General features: G+C 63.1%; 17 protein-coding genes. 8 read left to right on the top strand and 9 right to left on the bottom strand.

The window, feature by feature from the left end; translation table 11 throughout:
• Positions 1–16: 16 nt before the first annotated feature.
• Positions 17–343 (top strand): hypothetical protein, encoded by a 327-nt coding sequence (locus ACV1FX_RS05555; protein WP_473116549.1) that lies wholly within the window; start codon positions 17–19, stop codon positions 341–343.
• On the opposite strand, the gene ACV1FX_RS05560 is transcribed toward ACV1FX_RS05555, so the two are convergent.
• A complete protein-coding gene (locus ACV1FX_RS05560; RefSeq protein ID WP_473116550.1) occupies positions 322–1,311 on the bottom strand; it encodes a flavin-containing monooxygenase in 990 nt (329 codons plus the stop codon). The two genes, ACV1FX_RS05555 and ACV1FX_RS05560, sit on opposite strands and share 22 nt — an antisense overlap.
• A gap of 6 nt (positions 1,312–1,317) precedes the next feature.
• Between ACV1FX_RS05560 and ACV1FX_RS05565 the strand changes: the two genes are divergently transcribed.
• Positions 1,318–1,452, top strand: coding sequence for a hypothetical protein (locus tag ACV1FX_RS05565; protein ID WP_473116551.1), 135 nt, complete (start codon positions 1,318–1,320; stop codon positions 1,450–1,452).
• A gap of 117 nt (positions 1,453–1,569) precedes the next feature.
• On the opposite strand, the gene ACV1FX_RS05570 is transcribed toward ACV1FX_RS05565, so the two are convergent.
• Entirely contained in the window at positions 1,570–2,232 is a 663-nt protein-coding gene (locus tag ACV1FX_RS05570) for an NAD(P)-binding protein (RefSeq protein ID WP_473116552.1), read from the bottom strand.
• 224 nt (positions 2,233–2,456) lie between these two features.
• Between ACV1FX_RS05570 and ACV1FX_RS05575 the strand changes: the two genes are divergently transcribed.
• Together ACV1FX_RS05575 and ACV1FX_RS05580 are read left to right on the top strand one after the other, a co-directional pair.
• On the top strand, positions 2,457–2,675 hold the full coding sequence (locus ACV1FX_RS05575; protein WP_473116553.1) for a hypothetical protein: 219 nt from the start codon (positions 2,457–2,459) through the stop codon (positions 2,673–2,675).
• A 186-nt stretch (positions 2,676–2,861) separates the two neighbouring features.
• Positions 2,862–3,920: a YeiH family protein gene (locus ACV1FX_RS05580; RefSeq protein ID WP_473116554.1), complete on the top strand. Its 1,059-nt coding sequence runs from the start codon at positions 2,862–2,864 to the stop codon at positions 3,918–3,920.
• A 49-nt stretch (positions 3,921–3,969) separates the two neighbouring features.
• On the opposite strand, the gene ACV1FX_RS05585 is transcribed toward ACV1FX_RS05580, so the two are convergent.
• The 5 genes from ACV1FX_RS05585 to ACV1FX_RS05605 all read right to left on the bottom strand — a co-directional run bounded on the left by ACV1FX_RS05585 (position 3,970) and on the right by ACV1FX_RS05605 (position 8,636).
• A complete protein-coding gene (locus tag ACV1FX_RS05585; RefSeq protein ID WP_473116555.1) occupies positions 3,970–4,842 on the bottom strand; it encodes an ABC transporter ATP-binding protein in 873 nt (290 codons plus the stop codon).
• Entirely contained in the window at positions 4,839–5,711 is an 873-nt protein-coding gene (locus ACV1FX_RS05590; RefSeq protein WP_473116832.1) for an ABC transporter permease, read from the bottom strand. Before ACV1FX_RS05590 ends, ACV1FX_RS05585 begins: the two co-directional genes overlap by 4 nt.
• 38 nt (positions 5,712–5,749) lie before the next feature.
• Positions 5,750–7,171: an ABC transporter substrate-binding protein gene (locus ACV1FX_RS05595; RefSeq protein WP_473116556.1), complete on the bottom strand. Its 1,422-nt coding sequence runs from the start codon at positions 7,169–7,171 to the stop codon at positions 5,750–5,752.
• 165 nt (positions 7,172–7,336) lie between these two features.
• Complete coding sequence (locus ACV1FX_RS05600; protein ID WP_473116557.1) at positions 7,337–8,110, bottom strand: Crp/Fnr family transcriptional regulator; 774 nt, start codon at positions 8,108–8,110, stop codon at positions 7,337–7,339.
• 226 nt (positions 8,111–8,336) lie between these two features.
• Complete coding sequence (locus ACV1FX_RS05605; protein ID WP_473116558.1) at positions 8,337–8,636, bottom strand: gamma-butyrobetaine hydroxylase-like domain-containing protein; 300 nt, start codon at positions 8,634–8,636, stop codon at positions 8,337–8,339.
• 224 nt (positions 8,637–8,860) lie between these two features.
• Between ACV1FX_RS05605 and ACV1FX_RS05610 the strand changes: the two genes are divergently transcribed.
• From ACV1FX_RS05610 to ACV1FX_RS05625, 4 genes are all read left to right on the top strand, one after another.
• Positions 8,861–9,634 (top strand): ferredoxin--NADP reductase, encoded by a 774-nt coding sequence (locus tag ACV1FX_RS05610; protein ID WP_473116559.1) that lies wholly within the window; start codon positions 8,861–8,863, stop codon positions 9,632–9,634.
• Between the two features lie 103 nt (positions 9,635–9,737).
• Positions 9,738–11,480 (top strand): fumarate reductase/succinate dehydrogenase flavoprotein subunit, encoded by a 1,743-nt coding sequence (locus ACV1FX_RS05615; RefSeq protein ID WP_473116560.1) that lies wholly within the window; start codon positions 9,738–9,740, stop codon positions 11,478–11,480.
• Positions 11,481–11,515: 35 nt separating this feature from the next.
• Complete coding sequence (locus ACV1FX_RS05620; protein ID WP_008141081.1) at positions 11,516–11,749, top strand: 4Fe-4S dicluster domain-containing protein; 234 nt, start codon at positions 11,516–11,518, stop codon at positions 11,747–11,749.
• A gap of 2 nt (positions 11,750–11,751) precedes the next feature.
• Complete coding sequence (locus tag ACV1FX_RS05625) at positions 11,752–12,729, top strand: HEAT repeat domain-containing protein (RefSeq protein ID WP_473116561.1); 978 nt, start codon at positions 11,752–11,754, stop codon at positions 12,727–12,729.
• Between the two features lies 1 nt (position 12,730).
• On the opposite strand, the gene ACV1FX_RS05630 is transcribed toward ACV1FX_RS05625, so the two are convergent.
• A complete protein-coding gene (locus tag ACV1FX_RS05630; protein ID WP_473116562.1) occupies positions 12,731–13,357 on the bottom strand; it encodes an FMN-dependent NADH-azoreductase in 627 nt (208 codons plus the stop codon).
• A gap of 3 nt (positions 13,358–13,360) precedes the next feature.
• Entirely contained in the window at positions 13,361–14,926 is a 1,566-nt protein-coding gene (locus ACV1FX_RS05635) for an isochorismatase family protein (protein WP_473116563.1), read from the bottom strand.
• Positions 14,927–14,929 lie beyond the last annotated feature (3 nt).

The following is a 14,929-nucleotide window of genomic DNA, read 5'->3' on the forward strand; positions in this document are numbered from 1 at the left end:
GAACGGAACGGTTCGAATGCTTGACGTTCTCATCCTGATCTCGATCGTCGCGATATCGTTCGCCGCCGGATTCGGCACGCGCGATCTCATCTCGCGAAAACGCCGTGCCAACTATTTGAAGTTGGAACCGTACGTTCGATCATCGAAGCGGTCGTCGCAGCCCCCGGCGTTTCTCGTTCGCCAGCCGAAGCCGCAGGCGCCGAGGATCAGCGCGGTCGACGGCGTCGGTGTCGCGCCAACGCCGCCAGGACCCGTTTTGCAGACACCGACGTCGCAAGCCTCCGCATCGCAGGTCGCCGCCGACCCCGAGCGCCGTCAGGTTCACGCCTTCGTCAGGCGATAGCCGCCGAGATCGGGATCGTGCGTCATCCGCCAGTAGTCCACGAACCGCCGCGGCATCGCTGAGAACACCCGGCCGTTTGAATTGCGGTAGTAGGTGGTCATGCCCGGATGGGTCCAGATCATCGCCTCGTGCTCGGTATCGACCTTCCGGATGTAATTGTCGTGCACATCCTGACGGACGTCGATGGCGGCGACACCGTTCTCCATCATCTCGACAAGACAGGCCGAGATGTAGCGGCTCTGGCATTCCGACTGGAAGATCACGCTGCCGCCGTGTGCCGGTCCGGAGTTCGGGCCCAGCATGCAGAAGAAGTTCGGGAATCCGGGGACGGTGAGGCCGAGAAATGCAGTCGGATTGTCGCCCGCCCAGGCGTCGCGGAGAGTCTTGCCGTTGCGACCCATGATGTCGAGGCGTGCCGCCATCTCAGTGACCTTGAAGCCGGTCGCGACCACGATGATGTCGGCCGCGCGTTTCTCGCCGTCGGATGTCACGATGCCGTCGCGATCGACATGATCGATCGCGTCGGTGACCAGCTCGACGTTGCCGCGCGTCAGCGTCTTGAACCAGTTGTTGTCGAGCAGGATGCGCTTGCCGTAAGGCGGATAGGTTGGCACGCATTTGGCCGCCAGGTCTGGGCGGTCCTGCAGTTCGGAGAGGATGAAGTCCGTCAACTCCTGGCGATGCCGGTCATTGCCCTTGTTGACTGCGCGCTCTGGATGCGGCCAGGCAGGATCCTTGCGCAGGAATGGCAACAGCCCGTCGCCATAACGCCAGAACATGTTGAAGCGGTACCATTGCACATAGAACGGCAGGTGCGCGAGCAGCCAGCGCGCTCCCTCTGTAATTGGATCGAAATAGCCCTTCACCGGTCGCGCCCATTGCGCGGAGCGCTGGTAGACGGTGACGGAAGCGACGCGCGGCGCGATCGACGGCACGAGCTGCATCGCGGTTGCGCCGGTGCCGATCACCGCGACATGCTTGCCGTCGATGTTGATGTCGTCCTGCCACAGCGCCGAATGGAGGATCCCGCCCTTGAAATTCTCCTCGCCCTTGAAGCGGGCACGGGAGGGATCGTTGAGCTGGCCGACCGCGCTGACAAGTGCCGTTGACTCGAGCGTTTCCTCGCCGCTGCTCGTTCTCAGCGTCGAGATCCAGCGGCGCTTGCCCTCGTCCCATCGCGACGAGGTCAGTTGCGTGTTCAGCCGCAGATGCTTGCGCAGGCCGAACTAGTCGGCGACCTTCTTGAGGTAATCGAGCAACTCTTCGCGCTGGCAGAAATAGCGCGTCCATTCGTTGCGCGTGCCGAAGGAGTAGGAATAGAAATGATTCGGCGTGTCGACGCCGCAGCCGGGATAGCGATTGATCCACCAGGTGCCGCCGAGCTCGGCATTCTTCTCGACGATGGTGTAGGGGATTCCAAGGTGGCCGAGCGCCACGCCAAGCGCGATGGCGCAGACGCCGGCGCCGACGATCAGCACCTGCTGCTTCGCCAATTGCGTGTCGGACGGACGTCTGCTCCAGCGCACCTCGCGCGGCACAAAACCCATCTCCTCGCGCATCAAGGGCGCATATTCCGACGCGACATTCTCGCCGAGGCAGGCACGCATCATCTTCAGAAGCAGTTCCTCGCCGGGATCGGTGATCACCGGTGTTGGATGGCCATTGGCAAAGAGCTCGACTACGGCGGCACGGATTTCGTCCTGCACTTCGCGCGGCACGCCGGCCTCGGGATCCGGGATGAGGCGGATGTCGCGCTTCGGTAAATGTGGCGCGGCGAGCCAGCGCTCGTCGCCGGTCATGTGAACGAGCACCATCAGGAGACAACGGATGTCGCCCTCGGCGATTGCGGAGGCAAGGTCGAGGTGTTGGCGCGGCAGTTCTACGTTCATGAACGGTATCAAGACCGGCGAAAGCGACAAACGCGATCGTCGCACTTTACTGCCAAACCGGGCTGCGGGCTTGGGCAGACGCCGCCGAAGACGAAAGATGTCGCCAAAATCCCTCTATGCGGAAGAAATTTCCCCCGCGGGGCTGAAAAAAGCCAATCAGTTTCATTGCCGAGAGAGGCGGAAACGACGACATTTCCTCCATAATTTGGTGGATTGGCCTCGCGATGGAACGCGCAAATTACGAGCCTTTTGGCGAGCGACTGGCCCCGGGAAGGGACGACCGGCCGCAGTCGCGCGCCTCCAAATATCTGTTGTGGACCGGCACCGGCCTGTTCTGGTCGCTGGTCGGGGCGATCGTGCTCGCCCGGGCCGCTTTCTTCGAGCCGGGCGTTTTTGACGGCTTCAGTCGCGTAGCCGCGCTCGCCAAGGGCCTGATTTTCTAATCCATCCGGGCATCCGTTCCGCTCCACCTGCAGTCTGTTCGATCGCCGCCCTTTGGGACGCGGCGCGCTTGTGCGCGCAGGAGAATTGTCTTTAAGGACATTACTTGCTTCCGCTGGCCAAAATTGAAAATATATTGCCCTCTAGCGCCTTCGCGCGCATAAAATCTTCTCCTTCGGGAGATCTGAGTGGCCCAGAACGAAGCATCCTCTCCGGCCGGCGCAAGACCGGCGACCACCGCCAGCCGCATTGTGGCGCTGATTCCAGGCGTTCTCCTCTGCATCGGCGTTGCCGGCATCTCGGCTGCACTTGAAGCCACGGAACGGCACGCCTTCGCGCATCCCTATGTGGAGGCGCTGGTGATGGCGATCCTGCTCGGCATGGCCGTACGCAGCTTCTGGAAACCGTCCGAGCGCTGGCAGGCCGGCGTCGCCTTCAGCGCCAAGCAACTCCTCGAAGTTGCGGTGATGTTGCTCGGGGCTTCCATCAGCTTTGCCGCGATCGCCGCTTCCGGCGTGACGCTGCTCGCTTCGATCGCCGCCGTGGTCGTGGTTGCGCTTTGCGTGTCGTTCGGCCTCAGCCGCATGCTCGGCCTGTCGACACGGTTGTCGATCCTGATCGCCTGCGGCAATTCGATCTGCGGCAATTCGGCGATCGCAGCCGTCGCGCCGATCATCGGCGCCAACAACGATGAGATTGCGTCCTCGATCTCCTTCACCGCGATCCTTGGCGTGATGATGGTGCTGGGCCTGCCGCTGCTGATCCCGCTGCTGCAACTGACGGCGACGCAATATGGCATCCTCGCTGGGCTCACCGTCTACGCCGTGCCGCAGGTGCTCGCGGCCACCGTGCCGGCCGGGCTCGTCAGCACGCAGATCGGAACGCTGGTGAAGCTGATGCGCGTGCTGATGCTGGGGCCGGTTGTTGTCGGCCTCTCGCTCGTTGCCTCGCGCCGGCAGGGCGACGCGAAGAAGACCAGCGTCGGCTTCTTTCGGCTCGTGCCCTGGTTCATCCTCGGCTTCCTCGCGCTCGCCACGCTCCGTTCGCTCGAAATCGTTCCCTCGACTGTGGTCGGTCCCGTCACGAGGATCACCACATTCCTCACCGTCGTCTCCATGGCCGCACTCGGCCTCGGGGTCGACGTGCGCGTGCTCGCCAATGTAGGCGGGCGCGTGACGGCGGCGGTGACGCTGTCGCTGATGCTGCTGCTCGGGATCAGCATCGGACTGGTGCACTGGTTCCGGTGAAGGACGAAGGCTCGCGCACTCCCTCTCCCTGCAAGCGGGGAGAGGTGAACTACAACACGTCCGCCAGCGAATGGCCGTGCAGTTCGATGTTCAAGCCCTGCATGCCGAGATCGTTGATCTCGCCGCCCATTGCTTTCAGGCTCTCCTCGCGGATCAAGGACATCAGTCCGCGGCGCAGTGCCAGGAACTCCGAGGACATCATCATCGATTGCTGCCGCGGCCGCTCCAGCGGGATTGGAATCTCCGCCTTGATCGAGCCGGGGCGCGCGGTCATGCAGTAGACGCGGTCGGAGAGAAAGATCGCTTCATCGATGTCGTGGGTGACGAACAGCACCGAGATCTTCAGGCGTTGCCACATGTTGGTGAGGATCTGCTGCATGATCACGCGGGTCTGCGCGTCGAGCGCGCCGAAGGGTTCGTCCAGCAGCAGCACCTTTGGCCCCGTGGCGAGCGCCCGCACGATGCCGACGCGCTGCTTCATGCCGCCGGACAGCTTTTCCGGATAATGCTTCTCGAAGGCTTCGAGCCCCGCGAGCCCCAACAACGTGCGCGCCGCGCGCTCGCGCTGCGAGCGCGGCATGCCGCGCATCTTCAGGCCAAACTCGACGTTCTCGCGCACCGTCTTCCAAGGAAACAGCGAATATTGCTGGAACACCATGCCACGCTCGGCGCTTGGTCCGCTCACGCGCTCGCTGTCGACCGTGATGGTGCCGGTGGTGGGCTTGAGGAAGCCCGCCACCGCATTCAGGAAGGTCGACTTGCCGCATCCGGAGGGCCCGACGATCGAGACGAACTCGCCCGGCTTGACGTGGATATGCGTATTGGTGACGGCCTCCACCGATCCATCGATGGTTTCGTAGCTCAGCGAGAAATTCTTGACTTCGATATGTCCCTGCGGGGCTGCGGTCGCGATCTCGCTCATTTCGCTCTCCATGGCATCACCAGTTGTCCGGTGCCGCGGATCAAGAGACTTGATCCGAGGCCGAGCACGCCGATCGCGATCATGCCGAGCGCGATGTCGGCATATTGAACCAGCGAATAGGCCTCCCAGGTGAAGTAGCCGATGCCGTATTGCCCGGAGATCATCTCGGCCGCGATCAACGACACCCAGGCAACCCCCATGCCGATGGTGAGGCCGGTGAAGATGTGCGGAAGAGACGCCGGAAAATACACTTCGCGGAAGATCGCGCGCTCGCGCGCACCAAGGCATTGGGCCGCGCGCACCAGCACGGGATCGACCAGCGACATGCCGTGCAGCGTGTTGACCAGGATCGGGAAGAACGAGCCGAGGAAGGTGATGAAGACGATGCTCTGCTCGTTGGTCGGCCATAGCATGATCGCCATCGGCACCCAGGCGATCGCCGGGATTGGCCGCAGCACTTCCGCGACCGGAAACACCACCTCATGGACCAGCTTGAAGCGGCCCATGATCAGCCCGAGCGGCACGCCAACGATGGCCGCCAGCGAGAAGCCGAAGAAGATGCGCCGGCAGCTCAAGAGGATGTGCAGCAGAAATTTGGGATCGTGGATCGCTTTGGTGAAGCTCGCATAGACCGCCAGCGGTGACGGCACGTTGGTGAAGCGCACGAAGAACACGACACGATAGGTCGTAAGCAGGTGCCAGGCGAGCAGGAAGACGGCGAGCGAGATCACGCCGATCGCGGCCGCGCGCAAGCGGTCCTGATTGAGCCGGTACCAGCGCCCTATCAGGGCGCCGAATGAGGGCGGCGCGGGGGTCGGCGTCGTGAAGGGTACAGGCGTAGGCTCGGTGACGGCTGTGGCTGCCGGCATGACGTCCTCCTGATGGCGCAGGATGGCGGGACTGCTGCTCACGTCTTGCCTCCGGCGATCGCCGATTTCACGGCATCATCGAAGCCGAGAACCTTGCCGTTGATCTTGGCCGCATAGGCTTCCGCGTCCTTCTTCAGGAGGAACGGCGCGACGTCGCCGTCGCCGACCGCATAGAAGGCCTGGTCGGCGAACAGCTTGATGCCGCGGGTGGTGTCGAAAACATAGGCGACATTGATCTTCTTGCCCTTGGCCTTGAAGTCGGCATAGGCGCCTAACGTGCAGGCGGCGGACGAAAACGGCAGGATGCCGGCCTCGTCGACCCAGACCTCGCCGGCCTTGCGAGGATCCGCAATCGGCTTCTTGCAAAAGCTGTCTTCGCCGGAGATCTCGTAATTCTTGGTGCTGGCGAGCTGCGCGTCGTAGTCGAGCTTCATCTCGGCATAGGCCTTGCGGATGTAGCTGTCGTCGACCCACTTCTTCGGATCGAACTCCTTCATGCGGCCGAGGTTTTGCAGCACCTTGACGTCGGTGGCGGCCGCCTCGATCAGCGCGGGCTTGATCGAGGGATCGGTGGTCATGTTGCCGCTCGGCCCCAGGAAGATGTAGACGACCTCCTTGCTGATGCCGGTCCACTCCTGGATCTTCTCGGCCGCAAGCTTGGGATTGTCGCGCAGCCACTGGTTGGCGGCGATGATCGCCTTCATGTAGGCGACGACGACCTCAGGATATTTCTCGGCGAAGTCGGTGCGCGCGACGATGCCGTGGAAGGTCGGTAAATTGGTCTCGACCCCGTCAAAAATCTTGCGCGCGAAGCCGCGGAACGGCAGCAGCTCGGCGAAGGGCACGAAGTCGGCATGGGCGTCGATCTTCTTTTCCTGAAGGTTGGTCGAGCCGACCTCGGGGCTTTGGCTCACGAGTTGGAAGAAGTCGGACGCATAGCCGCGGTCCTGCATCGCCTTCAGCACCATGCCGTGCGCGGCGGAGCCGAAGGGCACGCTGACGAGCTTGCCCTTGAGATCGGCGAGATCGTAATAGGGCGAATCCTTGTGAACGACGATGCCGTTGCCGGAGCCGGAGAGGCTGTAGGCGGCAACGCCGATCAGGCGGCTCTTGCTTTCAGGATTGCTCTCGAAAGTGAAGCCGTTCACGATGAGCGGATAGTCGCCCATCATGCCGATCTGGAGCTTGTTCGCCATCATCGCATTGGTGACGGGCGGACCGGACGTGAAATTCTGCCATTCCAGCTCGAACTTGATGTTGGCGTATTTTCCGTCGGTCGGCAGATATTTTTCGAGGAGATGAAGCTGACGGATGACGACACCGGCGGTGACCGTATTGGTCGTGGTATCCTGCGTTCCGATGCCGAGGGTGACTGTCTCCGCCGTCGCAGGTTGCGCCAGCAGGAGCGCCAGCGACGTCACCGACATCGCGATCGAGAGCGTGGGAAGATGGCGGACCATTCTCATCCTCATTCGGTTGGATGTGCTGTGGTTGCCATGATTGGGTGAGGGCGCGGGCAGGGCAAATCCGGATTTACCGCCGCAGTCGATTAGTTGCCGCCAAAGGCCCGTTGCATGTTCCTTGAGCAGTTTTGCCGTTGAAAGCCAATTGCATGTGCACTGGCCCTAATCGGACGCCTGGCCGCGCATGTCCTCCAGGACATCACGGCGGCAGACCACGATCTGGGAGCGCTTTGTCACCACGATTCCCTTCTCCTGCATGCGCTTCAGGCTGATCGTGACCCATTGCCGGGTGGCGCCGACCATGTGGGCGATATCGGCATGGGTGAACGCGGCAGCGATCACGGTGCCGTCGGCATCTTCCACGCCGTAGAGCTCGACGAGATGAAGAAGCAGATGCGCAAGGCGCTGCGTGATGGAGCGTGTTCCCAGCATCTGAGCGAGTGCCGAATAGCACTTGCCCTTGAAGGTCAGGCCCTCGATCAGGCCGATCGCGAGGTTCGGGATTTCGGCGGCGAGCGACCTCAGCTCCTTACCGGGAAGGTGCACGACGCTGCAATTGCTGGATGCAACGCCCGACCATTGATGCACGGTGCCTTCGAACACTTCGGGTCCGCCGACGAAATTGCCGACATGCCAGTAGGCGAGCGTGATCTCGCGACCGAGCGGCGAGGTGTAGAAGACGCGGATGCGGCCGCTCTCGATCAGCCAGATGCCGTCATGCTTGCCGCCCTGGCTGAACAGCGTCTGGCCGCGGTTGAGCACCTTGCGGCGCCCTTGCTTCAGCACCAATTCGCGCTCGCGCGGCGTGAGCTTGTCCATCAGCGGCGGAGGGCCGCCGATCCACTGCTGGTTCTCGGTGAGCAGCAGCGATGAAGTTCCGGCAGGACGGACCGTTGCGGGAACGGTCCCGCGAACCGTATTGGCCGCCTGCAACATCACCTGCCTCCGGATTGTTCAAACCGTTCCAAAGAGGAGCAATGTCCGTGCCAGACGGGGAAGAAGGGGTGGCTGGGACGACGACGCTTGGGGCAATCGGATGCCATTCACTCCGCTGTCATCGCCCGACTTGATCGGGCGATCCAGGGCGGATTCAACCGGTCAAGCCGGGGCATGACAGCGGAATTTGTGGCTGCGGTGGCGCCAATCTCAAGACTGCGTCGGCTCAATGCCCTACCAAGCTCAGTAAAAATGGCTTCGGGTAAATCCCGCGGTTGTGGCCGTCCGAGAACGAGATGTTCAGCCCGTAGCCGAGGTCGCCGATCTCGGTGATGGCGATGCCCGGAAAGGCCTGGGGGAAGCGGCCGTCGAATCGGGCGCGGGTGCAATGGGCGCATTTGCAGGAGAGGCGCAGCAGTTCGGCGGCGAGCGTGACCTCGCCGTCGCGCGTGGTGCGCACGATGAGCGTCGCAAGATCGGCGCTTGTTGCGTAGTCAGTCACCGTAGATGCGGCCAGTGCTGTCATGGTCTTGGCAAGCCTCCAGTCTGCTTCTAGCCAGCAAAGAACGCGTCGCGATAGCAACTAATTGCCGAGCGGACGCGACAGTCACGAGGACAGCGTGGCTGCCTTCTCTTCGGTCATTGTCCACGAAATGTGAAACTAATCGACCGGGAATGGCAGTTCGACGTTGCGAGAAGAATCCCTCTCCGAAACTTTGCCGCCATCGGGCAAGCAAGGAGAGACGAACGATGAGCGCTTTTCAGAAGGAGACGGTCCTCTCGGTGAAACACTGGACCGAATCCCTGTTCAGCTTCACCGCGACGCGGAATCCCGGCTTCCGCTTCCAGAACGGCCAGTTCGCCATGATAGGGCTCGAGTTCGATGGCCGGCCGCTGATGCGCGCCTACAGCCTGGCGAGCGCCAATCACGAGGAGAATCTGGAGTTCTTCAGCATCAAGGTGCCGGACGGTCCGCTCACTTCGCGGCTCCAGAAGATCAGGGAAGGCGACATCATCCTGGTCGGCCGCAAGCCCACGGGCACCCTGATCACCGGAAATCTCATTCCGGGAAAGCGGCTGTTGCTGCTGTCTACCGGCACCGGACTTGCGCCCTTCGCAAGCCTGATCAAGGACCCTGATGTTTACGAGAATTACGAGACCATCGTGCTCGCCCACGGCTGCCGCCAGGTTTCCGAGCTCGCCTATGGCGAGCATCTGGTCGAGAACCTGCAAGCCCACGAATTCTTCGGTCCCCTGGTCAAAGATAAGCTGATCTACTACCCGACCGTCACGCGCGAGCCGTTCCGCAATCGGGGCCGCATCACCGACCTGATCGCGTCGAACCAGCTCTTCGAGGATATCGGCCAGCCCGGCCTCGACCGCGATGCGGATCGCATCATGCTCTGCGGCAGCCCGGCGATGCTCGAAGAGCTCCACGTGATGTTCATCGACCGTGGCTTTGCCGAAGGCAATCACAGCCAGCCCGGCCACTTCGTGATCGAGAAGGCGTTCGTAGAGCGCTGAAGGCAAATCGCGTCCCGGCGACAACTAATTGCTATCGCCGGGAAGCCACTTGAACAAATCTCATGCAAAGGCGCCGGACGTGCCGGCGGACCAGGAGCAAGCGATGGCACTAGATCAGATCGTCGACGGACTTTCGGAGGTTTCCTGCGATGTGCTGGTCATCGGTGGCGGCACTGCCGGCCCGATGGCAGCGCTCAAGGCCAAGCTGAAAAACCCGAAGGCCAACGTCGTCCTGCTCGAAAAGGCCAACGTCAAGCGCTCCGGCGCAATCTCGATGGGCATGGACGGGCTGAACAACGCTGTCATTCCCGGCTATGCGACGCCGGAGCAGTACACCAAGGAGATCACCATCGCGAACGACGGCATCGTCGATCAGAAAGCGGTCTACAAATACGCGCAGAATTGTTACAAGATCATCGAGGAGCTCGACAGTTTCGGCATCCGGTTCCTGAAGAACGAGAACGGCGACTACGCCGTCAAGAAGGTGCACCACATCGGCACCTACGTGCTGCCGATGCCGAATGGCGAGACCGTCAAGAAGGCGCTCTATCGCCAGCTTCGCCGCGCCCGCATCCTGATCTCCAACCGCTACATGGCGACGCGATTGCTCAAATCGTCCGACGGCCGCATTGCCGGCGCGATCTCCGTCAACACCCGTACCGCCGAGATGCTCGTGATCAAGGCCAAGGCCGTGATCCTCTGCATGGGCGCGGCCGGCCGCCTGGGCTTGCCGACCTCAGGCTACATGTTCGGCACCTATGAGAACGCGGCCAACTCCGGCGACGGCTATTCGATGGCGTATCACGCAGGCGCAGCGCTCGCGAACCTCGAATGCTACCAGATCAATCCGCTGATCAAGGACTATAACGGCCCGGCCTGCGCCTATGTCGCTGGTCCCTTCGGCGCCTTCACGGCGAACAACGAGGGCTCGCGCTTTATTGAATGCGACTATTGGTCTGGCCAGATGATGCTGGAGTTCTACAACGAGCTCCTGTCCGGCAAGGGCCCGGTGTTCCTCCAGCTCAAGCATCTTCATCCCGACACCATCTCGGAGATTGAATCCACGCTGCACAAGGTGGAGCGGCCGACGCGCGGGCTATTTCAGCAGGGGCGCGGGGTCGACTACCGCAGCGAGTCGATCGAGATGCATATCTCCGAGATTGGCTTCTGCTCCGGCCACAGCGCTTCCGGCGTGTTCGTCGACGACAATGCCCGCACCACCGTGCCGGGCCTCTATGCCGCCGGCGACATGGCGAGCGTGCCACACAACTACATGCTAGGCGCCTTCACCAACGGCTCGGTCGCCGGGATCGATGCGATGGAGTTCGCCGACGCCCACGACTTTGCCGAGTTCGATGCGGCTGATGTTGCCAGGGAGCGCGATCGCGTGCTGGCGCCGACGAAGCGCGAGGACGGCATCCCGCCGAACCAGGTCGAGTACAAGACGCGTCGCCTCGTGAACGACTATCTCCAGCCGCCGAAGGTGACCCGCAAATACGAGCTCGGCATGCGCCGCCTCGCCGAGGTACGCGAGGACATGCAGGAGCGCATGATCGCCCGCAACGCGCACGAGCTGCTCCGTGCGCTCGAAGTGCAGTCGATCATGGATTGCGCCGACATGGCCGTGCATGCCTCGCTGTTCCGCGAGGAGAGCCGCTGGGGTCTCTATCACTGGCGAACGGACTTCCCGGAAAAGGACAACGAGAACTGGTTCTGCCACACGCTGCTCAGCAAGCAGAACGACAGGATGACGAGCGAGAAGCGCGCGGTCGAGCCTTATGTCGTGCCGATCGCCGACGACGAGAAGGACCTCTACGACAAGCAGCGCATCCGGGCGAGCGCCTGAGCCGCCCAACAGCAACACAACAGGAGATCTTGACGATGCCTCTCGCTTCCTATCAGACATCAGTCCCGGTGGTCGTCGATGACGCCAAGTGCATCGCCGACAAGGGCTGCACGGTGTGCGTCGATGTCTGCCCGCTCGATGTGCTCCGCATCAGCGACATGACCGGCAAGGCCTACATGGCCTATGACGAGTGCTGGTACTGCATGCCCTGCGAGGCGGACTGCCCGACCGGTGCCGTGACTGTCAACATTCCCTATTTGTTGAGGTGAGCATGTCGAGCCCGTTCGAATCCTACGACGATCTCGACGACGCCGACGAACGGCTCCAGGCCGCGGATCCCGCGGAGCGCCGCGTCGCCATCATCGCGCTCGGCCATTCCGGCGATCCCGCTGCGGTCGGTCATCTCGCCAACATGGTGTCCGATCCCGACGCCGGCGTACGCCAGCAGGTGGCAATGGCGCTCGGCGAGTTCGACGGGCCGGAGGCGGCGAGTGCGCTCGTCAAGCTGCTCGTCGACCCCGAGCGGATCGTCGCATCGGCCGCAGCCGACAGCATGGCCGAGTTCAAGGATCCGGCCTGCGCCGATGTCATCCTGCCGCTGGTCAGGCACGCCCACGCCTTCGTCCGCATGGGCGCGCTGCGCGCGTTGAAGGAGCTGCGCCGCAAGGATACGCTGAAGCCCGCGCTGGAAGCGCTCCAGGATAGCGATGCGGCCGTGCGCGTGCAGGCGATCGGCGTCATCGGCTTCCTGAAGCTGGAAGAGTCAATTCCGGCGCTGACCGCGCTGATTCACGATCCCGATGCCCATGTACGCCGCGCCGCGGTAAGTGCGCTCGCCTTCTCGCAGATGAAGCCGGCGGCCGAGACGATCACCCGCGCGCTGAAGGACGCCGACTGGATGGTCCGGGAGATGGCAGCCGAAACGCTGGGGCTCAACATCAACGGTTCGCTCGCCGCCGATCAGCTCATCGCCACGCTTGCCGATGAGTTCTGGCAGGTCCGGCTCAAGGCCATCCGCAGCCTCGGCAAGATGAAGATCGAGCGTGCGGTGCGTCCGATCGGCAATGGCATCAACCACGAGCAGGCCAACCTCCGCAAGGAAGCAGCCGCCGCGCTCGGCGAGATCGCCGATCCCGAGGGCGAGGCCTATCTCGCCGTGGTCGCCAACGATCCCGATCCCGACGTGCGCAAGAACGCGCGCTGGGCGCTCCAGCAGATTGCAGCCAGGAAGGCGAGAGCGGGTTCTTAAATCAAAACCGCGCCGCCATCTCGGCGAGGCGGCGATGGGCGCTGTCGCGCGCGGCGCGGATCGGCTCGGCCGGTCCGGCCGTCGGGCCGATCGGCACGAAGCGCACGTCGCTCACGCCGATGAAGCGCAAGGCCTCGCGCAGATAGGGCGTTGCCATGTCGATGCGGCCGCGGTTCATCCCGGTCGCAAAATCGCTGCCGCTCGCCAGGATCACCAGCGTCGGGCGGTCCTTGAGCAGCGGAAAGTAGCCCTGCGATGGATCGAAGCGGAATGTCAGGCCGGGCTGGATGATGATGTCGAACCACTGCTTCAGCTTGTAGGGGATGCCGAAGTTCCACATCGGCGTCGAAATCAGCACGCGGTCGGCGAGCGAGAACCGTAGCGCCATCCGCTCGGCTTCGGCAAAGCCGTTGCGCTGCGCGTCGTTGAAGAGTTGTCCCTTCATGCGCGCATATTTGGCCTCGACGATCGGGCCCACGAACTCGGGCATGCGCTCCCGCCAAAGGTCCATCACGTCAACGTCCCAATCCGGGTGCGCCTGACGAAACCCGTCAAGGAAGACGCGCGCCCCCGCGCTCGACTCGGAGTCGGCGCGCGGCGAGCAGGACAGGTGCAGGAGCTTTGCCACCGCTCATCCCAGTCCTCTGATGACGGTTTCGGCCTTGGTGACGACTGCGACGTTCTGCATGGCGAAGTTGACGGAGGCGTTGTGCCAGTCGGTATTCATGGTCGAGCAGCAATCCTCCGGCACGATCATGAAATAGCCCTTGTCGGCACCGGTGCGGGCGGTGTGCTCGACCGACATGTTGGTCCAGGCGCCCGTGTTGATGATCATGTCGCGCCCCGTTGCCTTGAGGATGGTCTCGAGCTTAGTGCCCTCCCAAGCGCTCATGCGCATCTTCTCGACCACGAAGTCGCCGGGTCGCGGCTCGAGGCCTGACACGGGCGCGGCGCCCCAGCTTCCGCGCACCATCGCCTTGCTGTCGACCAGCCCCTCGAACAGCGGCGCGTTCAATGTGACGCCGGGCGCGCCCGGCTCGACCACGAACCAGACATGGATGATGGCAACACCGCGCCCGCGTGCGGCGTCTGCGAGCCGGCGCACGTTTTCGATCACGTTCTGCTGGCGCGCATGCACGGGGGCGCCGGATTCGGCAAAGGCGCCGCCATCCATGACGACGTCGTTCTGAAGATCCTGGATGATCATGGCGCAGCGCTGCGGATCGAGGCGCAATTCGCCGCCGGTCAGGATCGGCGCGGGAGAAGCACTCGCGCCCGCGCCGCCACGCTTGCCGCTCATATACGGCTCGTGCCGTGGCCCCGTTTTGGTTGGGATCGCGTAGACCGAATGCGTCGCGGTGAGGTAGAGCGTGCGGAAATCCGGCCCGCCCCAGGCGAGGTTGGCGACCAGTTCCGGCAGCCGCACCTTGCCCAGCAGCTCGCCGCGAGGCGAATAGACCCAGACGCCGCCGGGCGCTGTAACCCAGACATTGCCGTGCTGGTCGCACTTCATGCCGTCGGGCAGGCCCGGCTCGAGCTCCGACTTGATGCCGCTTGCGAACACGCGGGCATTGCCGAGCGACCCGTCGGCGGCGACGTCAAACACGCGGATCAGCGCCTGCACGGTGTCGTTGACGTAGAGCAGCTTTTCGTCGGGGGAGAAGCAGAGCCCGTTCGGCTGATCGAACAGATTGCGCTCGACCACGAGCTGCGGATCGCTGCCGGGAGTGACACGATAGACGCCCTGGAAGCCGAGTTGCCGCGGCCGTTCGACGCCGTAGACCGGCATGCGGCCATACCAGGGATCCGAGAAATAGATCGCACCGGTGGAGTGCACGCAGACATCGTTGGGGCTGTTGAGCTCCTGGCCCTGGAAGTGCGAGGCCAGCACTTCGCGCCGACCATCGGGCCGCTCGCGGATCAGCGAAGAGGTCGCGTGCTCGCAAACGATCAGGTTCAGCTCGGCATCGTAGGTCATGCCATTGCATTTGTTCGCGGGGCGCTTGACCTCGACGATGCCGCGCCGCGCATCCCAGCGCCGGCGCACGTCGCCCGGCATATCGGAGAATAGCAGGCAGTGATCGACCGGATGCCAGATCGGCCCTTCCGTGAAATCAAAGCCGGTGCCGACCTGTGCCACTGGCGCGTAGGGGTCGATCAGGTTCTCGAATTCACTTCGCAAGGTGACATGCGTCATCGG

The organism is Bradyrhizobium ingae, from assembly GCF_055791185.1.

Excerpts from the sequence above, each read along its gene's own strand:
- ACV1FX_RS05565 (WP_473116551.1), top strand. The coding sequence starts at position 1,318 with ATGCTTGCCGTCGATGTTGATGTCGTCCTGCCACAGCGCCGAATGGAG.
- ACV1FX_RS05575 (WP_473116553.1), top strand. The coding sequence starts at position 2,457 with ATGGAACGCGCAAATTACGAGCCTTTTGGCGAGCGACTGGCCCCGGGA.
- ACV1FX_RS05600 (WP_473116557.1), bottom strand. The coding sequence starts at position 8,110 with ATGTTGCAGGCGGCCAATACGGTTCGCGGGACCGTTCCCGCAACGGTC.
- ACV1FX_RS05595 (WP_473116556.1), bottom strand. The coding sequence starts at position 7,171 with ATGGTCCGCCATCTTCCCACGCTCTCGATCGCGATGTCGGTGACGTCG.
- ACV1FX_RS05625 (WP_473116561.1), top strand. The coding sequence starts at position 11,752 with ATGTCGAGCCCGTTCGAATCCTACGACGATCTCGACGACGCCGACGAA.
- ACV1FX_RS05585 (WP_473116555.1), bottom strand. The coding sequence starts at position 4,842 with ATGAGCGAGATCGCGACCGCAGCCCCGCAGGGACATATCGAAGTCAAG.
- ACV1FX_RS05570 (WP_473116552.1), bottom strand. The coding sequence starts at position 2,232 with ATGAACGTAGAACTGCCGCGCCAACACCTCGACCTTGCCTCCGCAATC.
- ACV1FX_RS05615 (WP_473116560.1), top strand. The coding sequence starts at position 9,738 with ATGGCACTAGATCAGATCGTCGACGGACTTTCGGAGGTTTCCTGCGAT.
- ACV1FX_RS05610 (WP_473116559.1), top strand. The coding sequence starts at position 8,861 with ATGAGCGCTTTTCAGAAGGAGACGGTCCTCTCGGTGAAACACTGGACC.
- ACV1FX_RS05635 (WP_473116563.1), bottom strand. The coding sequence starts at position 14,926 with ATGACGCATGTCACCTTGCGAAGTGAATTCGAGAACCTGATCGACCCC.
- ACV1FX_RS05620 (WP_008141081.1), top strand. The coding sequence starts at position 11,516 with ATGCCTCTCGCTTCCTATCAGACATCAGTCCCGGTGGTCGTCGATGAC.
- ACV1FX_RS05555 (WP_473116549.1), top strand. The coding sequence starts at position 17 with ATGCTTGACGTTCTCATCCTGATCTCGATCGTCGCGATATCGTTCGCC.
- ACV1FX_RS05590 (WP_473116832.1), bottom strand. The coding sequence starts at position 5,711 with ATGCCGGCAGCCACAGCCGTCACCGAGCCTACGCCTGTACCCTTCACG.
- ACV1FX_RS05605 (WP_473116558.1), bottom strand. The coding sequence starts at position 8,636 with ATGACAGCACTGGCCGCATCTACGGTGACTGACTACGCAACAAGCGCC.